This is a genomic window from Nocardioides alkalitolerans DSM 16699 (assembly GCF_000426525.1).
Classification (GTDB): Bacteria; Actinomycetota; Actinomycetes; order Propionibacteriales; family Nocardioidaceae; genus Nocardioides; species Nocardioides alkalitolerans.
The window spans coordinates 40,627-55,706 of record NZ_AUFN01000013.1 but is presented as its reverse complement, the minus strand read 5'-3'; the positions used below and the strand labels follow the sequence as shown (position 1 = coordinate 55,706).

Sequence of the window (15,080 nt, the reverse complement as noted above, 5' to 3'; positions counted from 1 at the left end):
GCTGACGCGCCGGGCCCGTACGGCGGGCCCGGCGCCCGCCCGGGGAGGATGGGCGGCATGTACGTGAAGATCTGCGGCCTGGACACCCCCAAGAACGCCGCCGTCGCGGTGGCGGCCGGCGCCGACGCCGTGGGCGTGGTCGTCTGCGAGCGGAGCCCGCGTCACCGTACGACGGCCGAGGCCGCCACGATCCTGGGCGGTCTGCCGGCCGGCGTCGACGGGGTGCTGGTGGTCGCCGACCTGCCGGTCGCGACAGCGCTGGCGGTGGCGTCCGAGATCGGGGCGGACGTGCTGCAGCTGCACGGCGCCTACGGCCGGGCCGACGTCGAGACCGCGGTCGCCGGGCACCCCCGCGTCTGGTGGGCCACGACGCTCGCCGCCCTCACGGCGGAGGGCGAGGCGCGCCGTACGGTCGGCGCCTGGGGCGAGGACGCCCTGCTGCTCGACGCCCCGGTGCCCGGCGCGGGCGAGCGGTGGGACCTCGCCGCGCTCGACGGGGCCCGCCCCGAGGGCCGTTGGCTGCTCGCCGGCGGGCTCGGCCCCGACAACGTCGCCGACGCCGTGCGGGCCGCGCGCCCCTGGGGCGTCGACGTCTCCAGCGGGGTCGAGGGCGTGCGCGGCGTCAAGGACCCCGCGCGGATCCGCGCGTTCGTCGAGCAGGCCCGGCTCACGCCAGGCGGGTGACCTCCACGTTGACGAACATGCGCGACGTGCGGGTGCCCGAGAAGATCCCGCTCAGCGGCTTCACGTCGCCGTAGTCGCGACCCGCCGCGATGACGACGTGGCGGTCGCCGATGGGCTGGTCGTTGGTGAGGTCGTAGGCGTGCCAGCCGGCGTCCCACCACTCCACCCAGGCGTGCGACTCGCCCTGCACCGTGGCGCCGACCTCCGGGTCGGACTGCGGGTGGAGGTAGCCGGAGACGTAGCGCGCGGGGATGCCCAGCGACCGCAGGCCGCCGATGGCGAGGTGCGCCATGTCCTGGCAGACGCCGCCGCGCTTCTCCCACGCCTCGGCCGCCCGGCTGTGCACCTGGGTCGCGCCGGGGATGTACTCGACCTCGTCGTGCACCAGCCGGCAGACCGCGGTGGCGGCCTCGCCGGGCGTGGCCGAGTCACCGCGGATGGTCTCGATCTTCGCCGCGAGGTCCGTCGTCGGCACGACGAGGTCGGGGAGCATCAGGTACTCGGTGTGCACCTCGGCGACGTCCGGCGAGGCCAGGTCGTCCCAGCCCAGGGTGGGCGCGGCCAGCGGCGACCGGTTGGTGTGCACCGTCGCGTGAGCGCTCACGGTCAGCGAGTCGTGCGGGTCGAGCACCTCGAAGCTCGTCACCTGGGTGCCGAAGTAGTCGCGGAACGTGTAGGTCCACGGCGTCGGCGAGATGTCGAGACGGGTGTGCACGACGATCTGCTCGGGGGAGGTCTGCGGGGTCAGCCGCGCCTCGTTGTAGGACGTCACGGCCTTGCCGTCGTACTCGTAGCCGGTCGTGTGGGTGATCCTCAGCTGCATGCTCACAGGGCACCTCCGTGCCACTCGGTCGCCTCGGAGCCGGCGAAGTAGCGACGGGTGACGGACTCGGTGGCCGCGGCGCACGTGTACTGAAGGCGCTCCATCTCGGCGGGCAGGTTGGCGACGACGTCGGAGAGCGAGCGGTACTCGAGGTCGGCACGCGTGCGTCCGAGGAGGCGCTGGGCGTCGTTCTGGAAGCCGGCCCGCTGGCCCGCCGACTCCAGGTTGTCGAGGCACTGCTCGGCCCGGCTGATGGAGTGCACGATCGAGCGCGGGAACAGGCGGTCGAGCAGCAGGAACTCCGCCGCGCCCCGGTCGGTCTCGAGGCCGCGGTAGGTGCGCAGGAACGCCTCGTAGGCGCCGCACGCGCGGAGCGTGGAGGTCCACGCCGACGCGCTGCCCGTGGTGGTCAGGGCGGCCGTCGCCACGAGCCGCGCGGTCATGTCGGCCCGCTCGATGCTGCGCCCCAGCACCAGGAACTGGTAGCCCTCGTCGCGGGTCATCGTCGCCTCGGCGGTGCCGTTGATGAGCGCCGCGCGGTCACGCACCCAGCCGAAGACCGCCGGGGGACGCAGCGTGCGGAACCGGCCCGAGGGCAGCGCCCGCCACGTGGTGTTGACCGCCTCCCACAGCGGCTCCGACAGCGTCTCCCGGGCCCGCCGGGCCGACTCGCGCGCCGCGCCCAGGGTGGCGGCGATCGAGGCGGGGGCGGTCGCGTCGTACGCCAGCAGCTCGAGCACGGTCTGGCGGTTGACGTCCGCGTCGTCGTCGTGGGGCACGCCCATGATCGACAGCAGGGTGCGGCAGGTGGCCGGCTCGTCGACCGTCGGGTCCTCGAGCATGAGCTGGGTCTGGACGTCGAGGATGCGTGCCGTGTCCTCCGCGCGCTCGACGTAGCGCCCGATCCAGAACATCGACTCGGCGATCCGGCTCAGCACGTGGGGTCTCCCTGCTCCTGGCTCTGCGACTGGCCCTGCGACCGGCCCTGCGACTGGGACTGCGACCCGCCGCCCGGGCCCTGTTGCTGCTGTTGCTGCTGCTCCTGCTCGGCCGGGCCGGTGAGGGCGGCGATGGCCGGGCCGGCGACCGGGGGAGCGGTGCTCGACGGGGCGGGGCGCGACGGGGCGGGACGGCGCTGGCCGCCGCCGGGGCCGGCGAGCACCCAGGTGTCCTTCGAGCCGCCGCCGCGCGACGAGTTCACGATCAGCTCGCCCTCGGCCAGGGCGACGCGGGTGAGGCCGCCGGGCAGCACCCACACGCGCTGCCCGTCGTTGACGGCGAACGGCCGCAGGTCGACGTGGCGCGGCGCCATGCGGCCACCGATGTAGGTCGGCACGGTCGAGAGCTGCACGACCGGCTGCGCGATCCACGCGCGCGGGTCCTCCAGCACCTTCGTGCGCAGCTCGTCGAGCTCGGCCCTGGTCGCGCGCGGCCCGATGACGATGCCCTTGCCGCCCGAGCCGTCGACGGGCTTGAGCACCAGCTCGTCGAGGCGGTCCATCACCTCCGCGCGGTGGGCCGGCTCGCCCATCCGCCACGTGTCGACGTTGCGGAGCACCGGCTCCTCGCCGACGTAGTAGCGGATCAGGTCGGGCATGTAGGTGTAGACGAGCTTGTCGTCGGCCACGCCGTTGCCGACCGCGTTGGCGATGGTCACGTTGCCGCCGCGGGCGGCGTTGATGAGGCCGGGGCAGCCGAGCAGCGAGTCGCCCTTGAACTGCACCGGGTCGAGGAACTCGTCGTCGACGCGGCGGTAGATGACGTGCACCTGCTCGAGGCCGTGGGTGGTGCGCATCATGACGCGGCCGCGGCGGCACACCAGGTCGCGCCCCTCGACGAGCTCGACGCCCATCGTGCGGGCGAGCAGGGCGTGCTCGAAGTAGGCGCCGTTGTAGACGCCCGGGGTGAGCACGACGACGGTCGGGTCGGTGACGCCGGCCGGGGCCGCGGCGCGCAGCGCGGAGAGCAGGCGCTGGGGGTAGCTGGCGACCGGCCGGATGCGGTGCTGCGCGAACGTCTCGGGCAGGGCCGACGAGATCGCCCGCCGGTTCGTCATCACGTAGGAGACCCCGGACGGCACGCGAACGTTGTCCTCGAGCACCCGGAACTCACCCGCGTTGTCGCGGATCAGGTCGATGCCCGACACCTGGATGCGCACGCCGTTCGGCGGCTCGATCCCCGCGGCGGCGCGGTGGTAGTGCGAGGAGGTGTTGACGACCGAGCGCGGGATGACGCCGTCGTCGAAGACGCGGCCCTCGTCGTACACGTCGGCCAGGAACATCTCCAGCACCTTGACGCGCTGCTGCACGCCCTTCTCGATGCGGGTCCACGCGTCCATCTCGATCACGCGCGGCAGGATGTCGAGGGGGAACGCGCGCTCCTCGCCGCCGATGTCGAACGTGACGCCCTGGTCCAGGTAGGCCGCCTGGAGGGCGTCGACCCGACTTCGCAGCTCGGGCTCGCTCATGTCGTCCAAGCTGGACGACAGCTGCTGGTACGACGTGCGCAACCCCTCGGGGTCGAACATCTCGTCGTACGCCGGCCCGTGTGCCCCGGTGTAGCCCTCGAACATGGCGGTCATGGGCCGGACCCTACCCAGACCCTGTGACACGGGTGTTGCACGCCGCGCTCACGGACGGAACGCACGTTCGGACGACCGGGGACCACCGGTCAGGGGAGCGTGAGGATCTCCGCACCCGTGGGCGTCACGAGGAGGGTGTGCTCGAACTGCGCCGTCCGGCGGCGGTCCTTCGTCACGGCCGTCCACCCGTCGTCCCACATGTCGTAGTCGGGCGTGCCGAGGGTCAGCATCGGCTCGATCGTGAAGGTCATGCCGACCCGGATCAGGTCGTCGTACACGTCGTTGTCGTAGTGGGCCACGACGAGCCCCGAGTGGAAGTGGGTGCCGATGCCGTGCCCGGTGAAGTCGCGCACCACGCCGTAGCCGAACCGCGCGGCGTAGGCCTCGATGACACGGCCGATCACGTTGAGCCGGCGGCCCGGCTTCACGGCCCTGATGCCGCGGCTCATCGCCTCGTGGGTGCGCTCGACCAGCAGGCGCGACTCCTCGTCGACGTCGCCCGCGAGGAACGTGGCGTTGGTGTCGCCGTGCACCCCGTCGAGGTAGCCGGTGATGTCGATGTTCACTATGTCGCCGTCGGCGACCACGGTGGAGTCGGGGATGCCGTGGCAGATGACCTCGTTGAGGCTCGAGCAGAGCGACTTCGGGTAGCCGCGGTAGCCGAGCGTCGACGGGTAGGCGCCGTGGTCGCAGAGGAACTCGTGGCCGATGCGGTCGAGCTCGTCGGTGGTCACGCCCGGTACGACGTGGCGCCCGACCTCGGCGAGGGCCTGGGCGGCGACGCGGCCGGCGACCCGCATCCTCTCGATGGTCTCCGCGTCCTTGACCTCCTCGCCCGTGAACCGGGCGGGGGTCTCCTTCCCGACGTACTCCGGGCGGACGATGTGGCGCGGCACCGGGCGGGTGGGGGAGACGGTCCCGGGGACGAGCGTTCCGGCAGCAGACATGTGGTCGAGTCTAGGTTCGGGGCGTAGGTTCTCGGCCATGGCCACCCTCTCCGACACCACCCCGGACGACTACTGGTTCTGCCTCAAGCACCACACGGTCGAGCCGCGCAAGGGCTGCAAGAACTCCGACCGGCTCGGCCCCTTCGCCACGCGCGAGGAGGCCGCCGGCGCGCTCGAGAAGGTCGAGGCCCGCAACGAGGCCTGGGACGCCGAGAACGAGAAGGACGCGGGCTGGAGCGACGAGCAGCTCGAGGACTGAGCCGCCCGCCGCCCCGCCCGGCTCAGAACGTGTGCTCGGGCCCGGGGAAGGCGCCGCCGCGGACGTCGGCGACGTAGGCCTGCGCCCCCTTGAGGAGCACGGAGCGGACGTCGACGTACTGCTTGACGAAGCGCGGCATGCGGCCGGTGCGCAGGCCGAAGGCGTCCTGCCAGACGAGCACCTGCGCGTCGCAGTCCGGGCCGGCCCCGATGCCGACGGTGGGGATGTCGAGCTCCTTCGTCACCTGGGCGGCGACGTCGCCGGGCACCATCTCCATGACGACGGCGAACGCGCCCGCCTCCTGCACGGCGTGCGCGTCGGCGAGCACCCGGTCGGCGGTCTCGCCGCGGCCCTGCACGCGGTAGCCGCCCAGCGTGTGCTCCGACTGCGGCGTGAAGCCGATGTGGGCGCAGACCGGGATGCCGCCCTGGGTGAGCTTGGCGATCTGGGGGGCCATCTCCGCGCCGCCCTCGAGCTTGACCGCGTGGGCGCCCGCCTCCTTCATGAACCGCACCGCGGTCAGGTAGGCCTGCTCCGGGCTGGCCTGGTAGGAGCCGAACGGCAGGTCGGCGAGCACGAGCGCCCGCCGTACCGACCGCGCCACCGCCCGCGTGAGCGGGATCAGCTCGTCGACGGTCACGGGCAGCGAGGTCTCGTTGCCGAAGACGTTGTTGGACGCGCTGTCACCGACGAGGAGCACCTCCACCCCGGCCTCGTCGAACACCTGGGCGGTGTACATGTCGTACGCCGTCAGCATCGACCACCGCTCGCCGCGCGACTTCATCTCGCGGAGGTGGTGGGTGCGGACGCGCTTCACGGGCGGGGTGCCGGTCGCGCTCGGGGTGGCTCCGGGTGCCGCGGCTGACGCCTGCGGCCCTGCGCCGTACGGGCTGGGCTGCTCACTCATCGTCGAGTTCCTTGCTGTGCTCTCGCGGCTCCCCACTGGAGTCCACGGACCGCCGGCCAGGCTACGCCCGCAGCCCGGCCGGCGGGTGTGGTCCGGATCACCCGGCGGGGCTCAGCGGGACGGGTCGACCAGCACCTTCGCGTGGGTGGTCTCGCCGGAGTCGAGCTCGTCGAGCATCGTCTGCAGGTCGCCCAGACCGATCGTCCCGGTGTGCAGGCCCGCGACCTGCACCGAGCCGTCGGCGATCGCGCGCTGGGCGCCGAGGAAGTCCTCGTGGTTGTAGGCGAGCGAACCGACGACGGTCAGCTCGCGCACCTGCCAGTCGCCGTAGCTCACGGTGGAGTCGGTCATCGGGAAGCCGAGCAGCGAGAGGGTGCCGCCGCGGCGCACCAGCTCGGCGGACGGCTGGAGCAGCGCGGCCACGCCGGTGCACTCGTAGAGCACGTCGGCGCCCAGGCCGTCGGTCGCGGCGAGCACGGCCTCGCGGGCGGCGTCGCCGGGCGCCAGGACCTCGGTGAAGCCCAGTGCCTCGGCGGCACGGCGGCGGGACTCGTTCGGCTCGATCACGACGAGGCGGCCCGCGCCGGCGTGCCGGGCGTGCTGCGCGGCGAGGAGGCCGATCGGGCCGGCACCCTGCACCACCACGACCGCGCCCAGCCGCTGCCGGGTGCGCTTCACCGCGTGGAACGTCACGGCGGTCGGCTCGACGAGCGCGGCCTCGACGTCGCTGAGGGCGTCGAGCACGGGCATGACGCGGCGGGCCGGCACGACCATCGACGCGGCGAAGCCGCCGTGGGCGGGCGAGCCGGGCGCGACCCCGTTGGCCTCGGCGAACGCGAGGTCGCAGTGGTCGGCGTGCCCGGCCCGGCACATCGCGCACGCGCCGCAGGCGGGGCCGACGCAGGCCAGCACCCGCTGGCCGAGGTGGAGCCCGGTGACGTCGTCGGCCACGCGGCTGACGGTGCCGGTCCACTCGTGCCCGAAGACGGCGGGCGGCACCTGGCCCCCGGACGTGTAGTTGTGGGTGTCCGTGGCGCAGATGCCGCAGTAGGTGATGGCCACCTCGACGGTGCCGGGCGCCAGGTCGGCCGGCGGCTCCTCCTGGCTGAGGGTCATGCTGGACAGGCCGTCGACGTGCGCGTAGGTGATGGTCACAGCTTCAACCGTAGGTCGCCCGCGCGGTCGCTCCACGTCGGTGGGGGTGACGCGTGCGCCACACCGGGGCTCCGGCGGAGTACGACGCGGGCGCGGCCGCCGTGGCACGATCGGGGCCATGGAGCGATCCCCGGGCGGCCTGCTGCCGACGTACGCCCGCGCCGTCGCCCGGGTGCACTCCGCGCCCGTCTGGCTGCTCGTCGTCTTCGTCGTCGCGGTGGCCGTGATCCCGGTGTCGACCCCCGTCCAGCTCGGCCTCTTCGCCTTCGTCGTGCTCTTCTTCTGGCTGCCGCTCGCCGTCGTCATGCGTCGCGAGTACCGGCGGGGGTACGCCGAGGAGGACGCCCGGCAGCGTCGCCGCGGCCGCTGACGCCACGCCCGAGGCGGGCGACTGGCAGACTGGCGCCGTGCCTGCGACGACCGACGAGTCCCTCTTCTGGTCCGCCTACGCCCAGGGGTTCGCGCGCGTCGCGGCCGTGACGATGCCGGTGCGCGTCGCCGACCCGGCGGTGAACGCCGCGACCGTCGTCGAGCAGGCCCGGGCGTGCCACGACGAGGGTGTCGCCGTCGCCGTCTTCCCCGAGCTGTGCCTGACCGGCTACGCCATCGACGACCTCGTGCTGCAGGACGTGCTGCTCGACGCCGTCGAGGACGCCCTGGCCACCGTGGTCGAGGCGAGCGCGGACCTCCTGCCCGTGCTGGTCGTCGGCGCCCCGCTGCGGCACCTCAACCGCATCTACAACTGCGCGGTCGTCGTCCACCACGGCACGATCCTCGGGGTGGCGCCGAAGACCTACCTGCCGACCTACCGCGAGTTCTACGACGCGCGCTACTACGGCTCCGGCGAGGGCGCCGGAGGCTACATCGACCTCCTGGGGGAGTCGCACCGCTTCGGCAACGACCTCGTCTTCGAGGCCCTCGACGTCCCGGGGCTCCGCCTGCACGCCGAGGTCTGCGAGGACATGTGGGTGCCGGTCCCGCCGAGCGCCCGTGCCGCGCTGGCGGGCGCGACGGTGCTGGCCAACCTGTCGGGCTCGCCCATCACCGTGGGCCGTGCGGCCGACCGCCAGCTGCTCGCCCGGAGCGCCAGCGCGCGCTGCCTGGCGGCGTACGTCTACGCGGCGGCGGGCCAGGGCGAGTCGACCACCGACCTCTCGTGGGACGGCCAGACCCTCGTCTACGAGTGCGGCGAGCTGCTCGCCGAGGGCGAGCGCTTCCCCGCCGGCGCGGTCCGCACGATCGCCGACGTCGACCTCGTGCGCCTGGAGCAGGAGCGCTGGCGCCAGGGCACCTTCGACGACAACCGCCGCCACGACGAGGCGCGGACCGACGGCGACGGCCACCGCACGGTCGGCTTCGAGCTCGCGCCCCCGACGTACGACGTCGGCCTGCGCCGCCACCTCGACCGCTTCCCGTTCGTGCCCGACGACCCGGCGCTGCTCGCGCAGGACTGCTACGAGGCCTACAACATCCAGGTCGCGGGCCTCGAGCAGCGCCTGGTCTCCATGAGCACGCCGACGTGGCAGCCGAAGGTCGTCATCGGGGTGAGCGGCGGGCTCGACTCCACCCATGCGCTCATCGTCGCCGCCCGCGCGATGGACCGCCTGGGTCGCCCGCGCAGCGACATCCACGCCTTCACGATGCCCGGCTTCGCGACCGGCGACGTGACGAAGGGCTACGCCACCCGGCTCTCGCAGGCGCTGGGCACGACGTTCGAGGTGCTCGACATCCGTCCGGCCGCCACGCAGATGCTCGCCGACCTGGGCCACCCGTACGGCGAGGGGCAGAACGTCTACGACGTCACCTTCGAGAACGTCCAGGCCGGGCTGCGCACCGACTACCTCTTCCGGCTCGCCAACCACCGCGGCGGGCTCGTGCTCGGCACGGGCGACCTCTCCGAGCTGGCGCTGGGCTGGTGCACGTACGGCGTGGGCGACCAGATGTCGCACTACAACGTCAACGCCGGGGTGCCGAAGACGCTCATCCAGCACCTCATCCGCTGGGTGGCCGACGCCGGCGAGGTCGACCCCGACCCGGCCAGCGAGGCCAACCAGGTGCTGCGCGAGATCGTCGAGCTGGAGATCACCCCCGAGCTGATCCCGACCGTCGAGGGCGAGAAGCCGCAGGCCACCGAGGACTCGGTCGGGCCCTACGCGCTCGCCGACTACGCGCTCTACCACCTCCTGCGCCGCGGCCACCGGCCCAGCCGGATCGCCTTCCTCGCCTGGCACGCGTGGCACGACGCCGAGGCGGGCGCGTGGCCGCCGGGCTTCCCCACCGAGCGGCGCGCGTCGTACGACCTCGCGACCGTGCGGACGTGGCTCGAGGTCTTCGTGCGACGGTTCTTCGCGAACCAGTTCAAGCGCTCCGCGCTGCCCAACGGACCGAAGGTCTCGGCGGGCGGCACGATGAGCCCGCGGGGCGACTGGCGGATGCCGTCCGACGCCTCCCCGGCGGCGTGGCTGGCCGACCTGGAGACCGTGCCGCACAGCGAGTGAGCCGCGCCCGCGAGGGTGCGCCCGCCCACGGCTAGGGTGACGCCATGGGCAAGCAGGAAGACTTCGTTCTCCGCGCACTCGAAGAGCGCGACGTCCGGTTCGTCCGGCTCTGGTTCACCGACGTGCTGGGCTCTTTGAAGTCCGTCGCGGTGGCCCCGGCCGAGCTCGAGGGCGCCTTCTCGGAGGGCATCGGCTTCGACGGCTCCGCCATCGAGGGCTTCGCGCGCGTCTACGAGTCCGACATGCTCCTGCTGCCCGACGCGGCCACCTTCCAGATCCTGCCGTGGCGTGCCGAGGGCCCGTCGACGGCCCGCATGTTCTGCGACATCGTGATGCCCGACGGCAGCCCGTCGTACGCCGACCCGCGGTTCGTGCTCAAGCGCAACCTCGCCAACGCGGCCGAGAAGGGCTTCACCTTCTACACGCACCCCGAGATCGAGTTCTACCTGCTCAAGACCATGCCGGAGGCCGGGGGAGAGCCCGAGCCGGTCGACCGCACGGGCTTCTTCGACCACACCCCGCAGTCGATGGGCGCCGACTTCCGTCGCGAGGCGATCACGATGCTCGAGGCGATGGGCATCTCGGTCGAGTTCAGCCACCACGAGGGCGGCCCGGGCCAGCAGGAGATCGACCTGCGCTACGCCGACGCGCTCAGCACGGCCGACAACATCATGACGTTCCGCACGGTCATCCGTGAGGTGGCGCTCAACCAGGGCATGTGGGCCACCTTCATGCCGAAGCCGTTCACCACCCACCCCGGCTCGGGCATGCACACCCACGTCTCGCTCTTCGAGGGCGACAACAACGCCTTCTTCGAGGCGGGCGCGGAGTACCAGCTCTCGCGCACCGGCCGCCAGTTCATCGCGGGCATCATGCGCCACGCCGGCGAGATCTCGGTCGTCACGAACCAGTGGGTCAACTCCTACAAGCGGCTGCTGTGGGGCGGCGAGGCGCCGTCGTACGTCTGCTGGGGCCACAACAACCGCTCCGCGATGATCCGCGTGCCGATGTACAAGCCGAACAAGGGCCAGTCGACCCGCGTCGAGCTGCGCACCATCGACCCGGCGTGCAACCCCTACCTCGCGTACGCCGTCGTGCTCGCGGCGGGCATGAAGGGCATCGAGAACGAGTACGAGCTGCCGCCCGAGGCGGAGGACGACGTCTGGTCGCTCACCGAGCGCGAGCGCAAGAGCCTCGGCATCGACCCGCTGCCCAAGACGCTGTCGGAGGCGATCGTGATCGCCGAGCAGTCCGAGCTGCTGGCCGAGGCGCTGGGCGAGCACGTCTACGACTTCTTCCTGCGCAACAAGCGTGCCGAGTGGGAGGAGTACCGCACCCAGGTCTCCGCCTTCGAGCGCGACCGGATGCTGCCGGTCATCTGAGCCGTGGACGCCACCACACCGCCCCCCGCCCCGCACGCCCCCGACCCCGTCGCCGACCCCGTCGCCGCCTCCGGGGCCCGGGTGCTCGTGGTGCAGCACCAGCTCGACTGCCCGCCCGCGCTCTTCGCCGACTGGCTGGCCGCGGCCGGCTGCACCCTCGACGTCTGGAGCGCCGGCAGCGGCGAGCCCGTGCCGACCGACCTCGGCGACCACGACGGCCTCCTCGTGCTGGGCGGCTCACCGGGGGCGAACGACGACGAGGTGGCCCCGTGGCTGCCCGGGGTCCGCGCCCTCGTGCGTACGGCGGCCGCCGCCGGCGTGCCGACGCTCGGCATCTGCCTGGGCCACCAGCTGGCCGCGGTCGCGCTCGGCGGCGAGATCCACCGCAACCCGAACGGCCAGCAGCTCGGGCTGACGCCGATCGGCTGGACCGACGAGGCCGCCGCCGACCCCCTGGTGGGTCCGCTCGTGGCCGCCGGCGGTCCCGTCCCGGGCGCCCCGGCCCGTGGCGTGCACTGGAACAACGACGTCGTCACCACGCTGCCCGCCGGGGCGACCCGGCTCGCGACCGCCCCCGGCGGCGAGGTGCAGGCCGCGCGGCACGCCCCGAGCGTCTGGGGTGTGCAGCTGCACCCCGAGGCCGACCGCGCCATCGTCGAGCCCTGGGCCGCCGCCGACGCCGACGAGCACGCCGCGCGCGGCACCGACCAGGCGGCCGTGCTCGACGCCGTCGAGGCCGCCCGGCCCGAGCTCGTCGCGACGTGGGAGCCGCTCGCCGCGTCGTACGCCCGGCTCGTGCGCGAGCGCGTGCTCGCCCGGGTGGGCGGATGACCGTGCGCCCGCCGACCCGCGGCGACCTCGTGCGCCTCGGGTTCGGCGACGTCGACGAGGCCCAGTCGGGCCTGGTCTGCCTGGGGGAGCACGCGGCGCCGCTGCTGGCGATCCTCGGCCGCACGGCCGACCCGGACGCGGCCCTGAGCGCGCTCTGCCGCCTGGGCGACCGCGTGGTCGAGACCGGCGGCAGCCGCGACGACCTGCTCGGCGAGCTGGTCGACGACGAGGGCACGGCCATGCGCCTGCTCAGCGTGCTCGGCGCGAGCTCGGCCCTGGCCGACCACCTCTGCCGCCACCCCGAGCACTGGCCCGAGCTGCGCGACGCCGACCTCGGCTCCACCCGGCCGGCGGCCTGGGCGATGCGGGAGGGTCTGCTCCTTGCCGTCGGCGCCGACCCGGCCTCGGCGAGCCCGGTGGCCGACGTGGCCACCCCGGCGACCGACCGGGCGGCGGTCGACGCGCTGCGCGTGGAGTACCGCCGCTGGCTCGTGCGCCTGGCGGCCCGCGACCTGGCCCACCACCTGGGCGTCGACGACGTCGCCGCCGAGATCTCCGACCTCGCGGCCGCCACGCTCGAGGCCGCGCTGGCGGTGGCCCGCGGCCGGGTCGGGGCCGAGCAGGCCGCGAAGGCGCGGCTCGCGGTGATCGCCCTCGGCAAGTGCGGGGGCCACGAGCTCAACTACATCTCCGACGTCGACGTGGTGTTCGTGCACGAGCCCGCCGAGGGCGTCGACGCCGACGTCGCGCTGCGTGTCGCGAGCCGGCTGGCCTCCCAGCTGATGCAGGTCTGCTCCGACCACACGGGTGAGGGCACGATCTGGCCGGTCGACGCCAACCTGCGGCCGGAGGGCGGGCGCGGTCCGCTCACCCGCACGCTCGCCAGCCACGAGGGCTACTACGACCGCTGGGCGAAGACCTGGGAGTTCCAGGCGCTGCTCAAGGCGCGACCGGTCGCGGGCGACCGTGCCCTCGGGGAGGCCTACCTCGAGATGGCCCAGGGCTTCGTCTGGCGGGCCGCCGAGCGCGACGGCTTCGTCGCCGACGTCCAGGCGATGCGCCGCCGGGTGCTGGAGCACATCCCCAGCCAGGAGGCGGAGCGGCAGCTCAAGCTGGGCTCGGGCGGTCTGCGCGACGTCGAGTTCGCCGTCCAGCTCCTGCAGCTGGTGCACGGCCGCTCCGACGAGCGCATCCGCACCCCCACGACCCTGAGCGCGCTGGCCGAGCTGACCGAGGGCGGGTACGTCGGGGTCGAGGACGGCATCGCGCTCCACGAGGCCTACACCTTCCTGCGCACGCTCGAGCACCGCATGCAGCTGTGGCAGATGCGGCGCATCCACGTGGTGCCCGACGACGAGGCGGCGCTGCGCCGGCTGGGCCGCTCGCTCGGCCACCTGCGCGACTCGGTCGTCGAGCTGGACAAGGAGTGGCGCCACCACCGCCGCGAGGTCCGGCGGCTGCACGAGAAGCTCTTCTACCGACCGCTGCTCGCCGCGGTCGCCCGCATCCCCGGCGACCAGCAGCGGCTGTCGACCGAGTCGGCGCAGAAGCGTCTCTCGGCGCTGGGCTACCAGGACCCGGCCGCCGCGCTGCGCCACCTGGAGGCCCTCACCTCGGGGCTCTCGCGCAGCGCCCTCATCCAGCGCACCCTGCTGCCGGCGCTGCTCGGGTGGTTCGCCGACGCACCCGATCCCGACGCCGGGCTGTTCGGCTTCCGGCGCATCTCGGAGTCCCTCGGCTCCTCGCCGTGGTACCTCCGCCTGCTGCGCGACGAGGGCGAGGTCGCCCAGCGGCTCGCGCAGGTGCTGGCCACCTCGCGCTACGCCACCGACCTGCTGCAGCGCGAGCCGGAGGGCGTCCGCATCCTCGGCGCCGACCTCGCGCCGCTCAGCTCCGAGGTCCTCACCACCGAGATGGTCGCCAACGCCCGTCGCCACGACGACCTCGTCACCGCGGTGCGGGCGATCCGCGCGGTACGGCGTCGCGAGCTCTTCCGGATCTCGGCCGGCGAGCTGCTCGGCCTCACCGACGTCGAGGCGGTGGGCGCCGGGCTCTCGCGCCTCACCGACGCGACGCTCGAGGCGACGCTGCAGACCGTGGTGCGCACCGTCGCCCGGCAGCGCGGTCTCGACGCGGCGCCGACGCGCATCGCGATCGTGGCCATGGGCCGGTACGGCGGGTTCGAGCTCTCCTACTCCTCCGACGCCGACGTGATGTTCGTGCACGAGCCCGTGCCCGGCCCCGACGGCACCGTCGACACCCACGCGGCGGCCTCGTTCGCGCAGGCGGTCGTCGGCGAGCTGCGCAAGGCCCTCGCGGGTCCGGGCACCGACCCGCCGCTGGAGATCGACGCCGATCTGCGGCCCGAGGGCAAGCAGGGCGCGATGGTGCGCACCGTCGACTCCTACACCGCCTACTACCGGCGCTGGTCCCACGTCTGGGAGTTCCAGGCCCTGCTCCGGGCCGACGCGGTCGTGGGCGACCCCGACCTGCGCGCGCGCTTCACCGCTCTCATCGACCCGCTGCGGTTCCCGGCCGCCGGGCTGAGCGAGGACGACGTGGCGGAAGTCCGTCGCATCAAGGCGCGCGTCGACACCGAGCGCCTGCCGCGCGGCGCCGACCCGCACACCCACCTCAAGCTCGGTCGCGGCGGTCTCGCCGACATCGAGTGGACCGTGCAGCTGCTGCAGATGCAGCACGCCGGCAGCATCGTCGCCCTCCGCACGCCCCGCACCCTCGAGGCGCTCGCGGCCGCGGAGGCCGCCGACCTCGTGACCTCCGACGACGCCGCGACCCTCTCCGACGCCTGGCGGCTGGTCAGCCGGGTCCGTAACGCCGTGACGCTCGTGCGCGGCAAGGCCTCCGACCAGCTGCCGCGCGACCCCCGGGAGCGTGCGGCGGTGGCCGACGTGCTCGGCTACCCGGCCGGCGGCAGCAACGAGATGGTCAACGACTACCTGCGCACGACCCGGCACGCGCGCGCGGTGGTCGAGCGCGTGTTCTGGGGCTGAGC

General features: G+C 73.7%; 13 protein-coding genes. 7 read left to right on the top strand and 6 right to left on the bottom strand.

Features of this window, described 5'->3' with window-relative positions; all coding sequences use genetic code 11:
- The first annotated feature begins 57 nt into the window (after nt 1-57).
- Nucleotides 58-684 (top strand): phosphoribosylanthranilate isomerase, encoded by a 627-nt coding sequence (locus K329_RS0112160; protein ID WP_028473258.1) that lies wholly within the window; start codon nt 58-60, stop codon nt 682-684.
- Here K329_RS0112160 and K329_RS0112155 read toward each other — a convergent pair.
- From K329_RS0112155 to map, 4 genes are all read right to left on the bottom strand, one after another.
- Nucleotides 668-1,507 carry a transglutaminase family protein gene (locus K329_RS0112155; RefSeq protein WP_028473257.1) on the bottom strand — a complete coding sequence of 280 codons (840 nt, stop codon included), beginning with the start codon at nt 1,505-1,507 and terminating at the stop codon, nt 668-670. The two genes, K329_RS0112160 and K329_RS0112155, sit on opposite strands and share 17 nt — an antisense overlap.
- A 2-nt stretch (nt 1,508-1,509) precedes the next feature.
- Nucleotides 1,510-2,445 (bottom strand): alpha-E domain-containing protein, encoded by a 936-nt coding sequence (locus K329_RS0112150; protein ID WP_028473256.1) that lies wholly within the window; start codon nt 2,443-2,445, stop codon nt 1,510-1,512.
- A complete protein-coding gene (locus K329_RS26450) occupies nt 2,439-4,088 on the bottom strand; it encodes a circularly permuted type 2 ATP-grasp protein (RefSeq protein WP_043643350.1) in 1,650 nt (549 codons plus the stop codon). The genes K329_RS0112150 and K329_RS26450 overlap by 7 nt, the downstream gene beginning before the upstream one ends.
- A gap of 89 nt (nt 4,089-4,177) precedes the next feature.
- Entirely contained in the window at nt 4,178-5,035 is an 858-nt protein-coding gene (map, locus tag K329_RS0112140; RefSeq protein ID WP_028473255.1) for a type I methionyl aminopeptidase, read from the bottom strand.
- A 37-nt stretch (nt 5,036-5,072) separates the two neighbouring features.
- Between map and K329_RS0112135 the strand changes: the two genes are divergently transcribed.
- A complete protein-coding gene (locus K329_RS0112135) occupies nt 5,073-5,294 on the top strand; it encodes a hypothetical protein (RefSeq protein ID WP_028473254.1) in 222 nt (73 codons plus the stop codon).
- Nucleotides 5,295-5,316: 22 nt separating this feature from the next.
- On the opposite strand, the gene panB is transcribed toward K329_RS0112135, so the two are convergent.
- Both panB and K329_RS0112125 read right to left on the bottom strand, forming a co-directional pair.
- Nucleotides 5,317-6,201, bottom strand: coding sequence for a 3-methyl-2-oxobutanoate hydroxymethyltransferase (gene panB, locus K329_RS0112130; RefSeq protein WP_028473253.1), 885 nt, complete (start codon nt 6,199-6,201; stop codon nt 5,317-5,319).
- Between the two features lie 111 nt (nt 6,202-6,312).
- Nucleotides 6,313-7,356 carry a zinc-dependent alcohol dehydrogenase gene (locus tag K329_RS0112125; protein WP_028473252.1) on the bottom strand — a complete coding sequence of 348 codons (1,044 nt, stop codon included), beginning with the start codon at nt 7,354-7,356 and terminating at the stop codon, nt 6,313-6,315.
- Nucleotides 7,357-7,474: 118 nt separating this feature from the next.
- Here K329_RS0112125 and K329_RS0112120 point away from each other — a divergent pair, with 118 nt between their 5' ends.
- The 5 genes from K329_RS0112120 to K329_RS0112100 are packed head-to-tail and all read left to right on the top strand — an operon-like array spanning nt 7,475 to nt 15,078.
- Complete coding sequence (locus tag K329_RS0112120; protein WP_028473251.1) at nt 7,475-7,726, top strand: hypothetical protein; 252 nt, start codon at nt 7,475-7,477, stop codon at nt 7,724-7,726.
- Between the two features lie 37 nt (nt 7,727-7,763).
- Nucleotides 7,764-9,854: an NAD(+) synthase gene (locus K329_RS0112115; protein ID WP_028473250.1), complete on the top strand. Its 2,091-nt coding sequence runs from the start codon at nt 7,764-7,766 to the stop codon at nt 9,852-9,854.
- A gap of 44 nt (nt 9,855-9,898) precedes the next feature.
- Entirely contained in the window at nt 9,899-11,236 is a 1,338-nt protein-coding gene (locus K329_RS0112110) for a glutamine synthetase family protein (protein ID WP_028473249.1), read from the top strand.
- Between the two features lie 3 nt (nt 11,237-11,239).
- Nucleotides 11,240-12,067 (top strand): type 1 glutamine amidotransferase, encoded by an 828-nt coding sequence (locus K329_RS26445; protein WP_052336809.1) that lies wholly within the window; start codon nt 11,240-11,242, stop codon nt 12,065-12,067.
- On the top strand, nt 12,064-15,078 hold the full coding sequence (locus K329_RS0112100; protein WP_028473247.1) for a bifunctional [glutamine synthetase] adenylyltransferase/[glutamine synthetase]-adenylyl-L-tyrosine phosphorylase: 3,015 nt from the start codon (nt 12,064-12,066) through the stop codon (nt 15,076-15,078). The genes K329_RS26445 and K329_RS0112100 overlap by 4 nt, the downstream gene beginning before the upstream one ends.
- Nucleotides 15,079-15,080 lie beyond the last annotated feature (2 nt).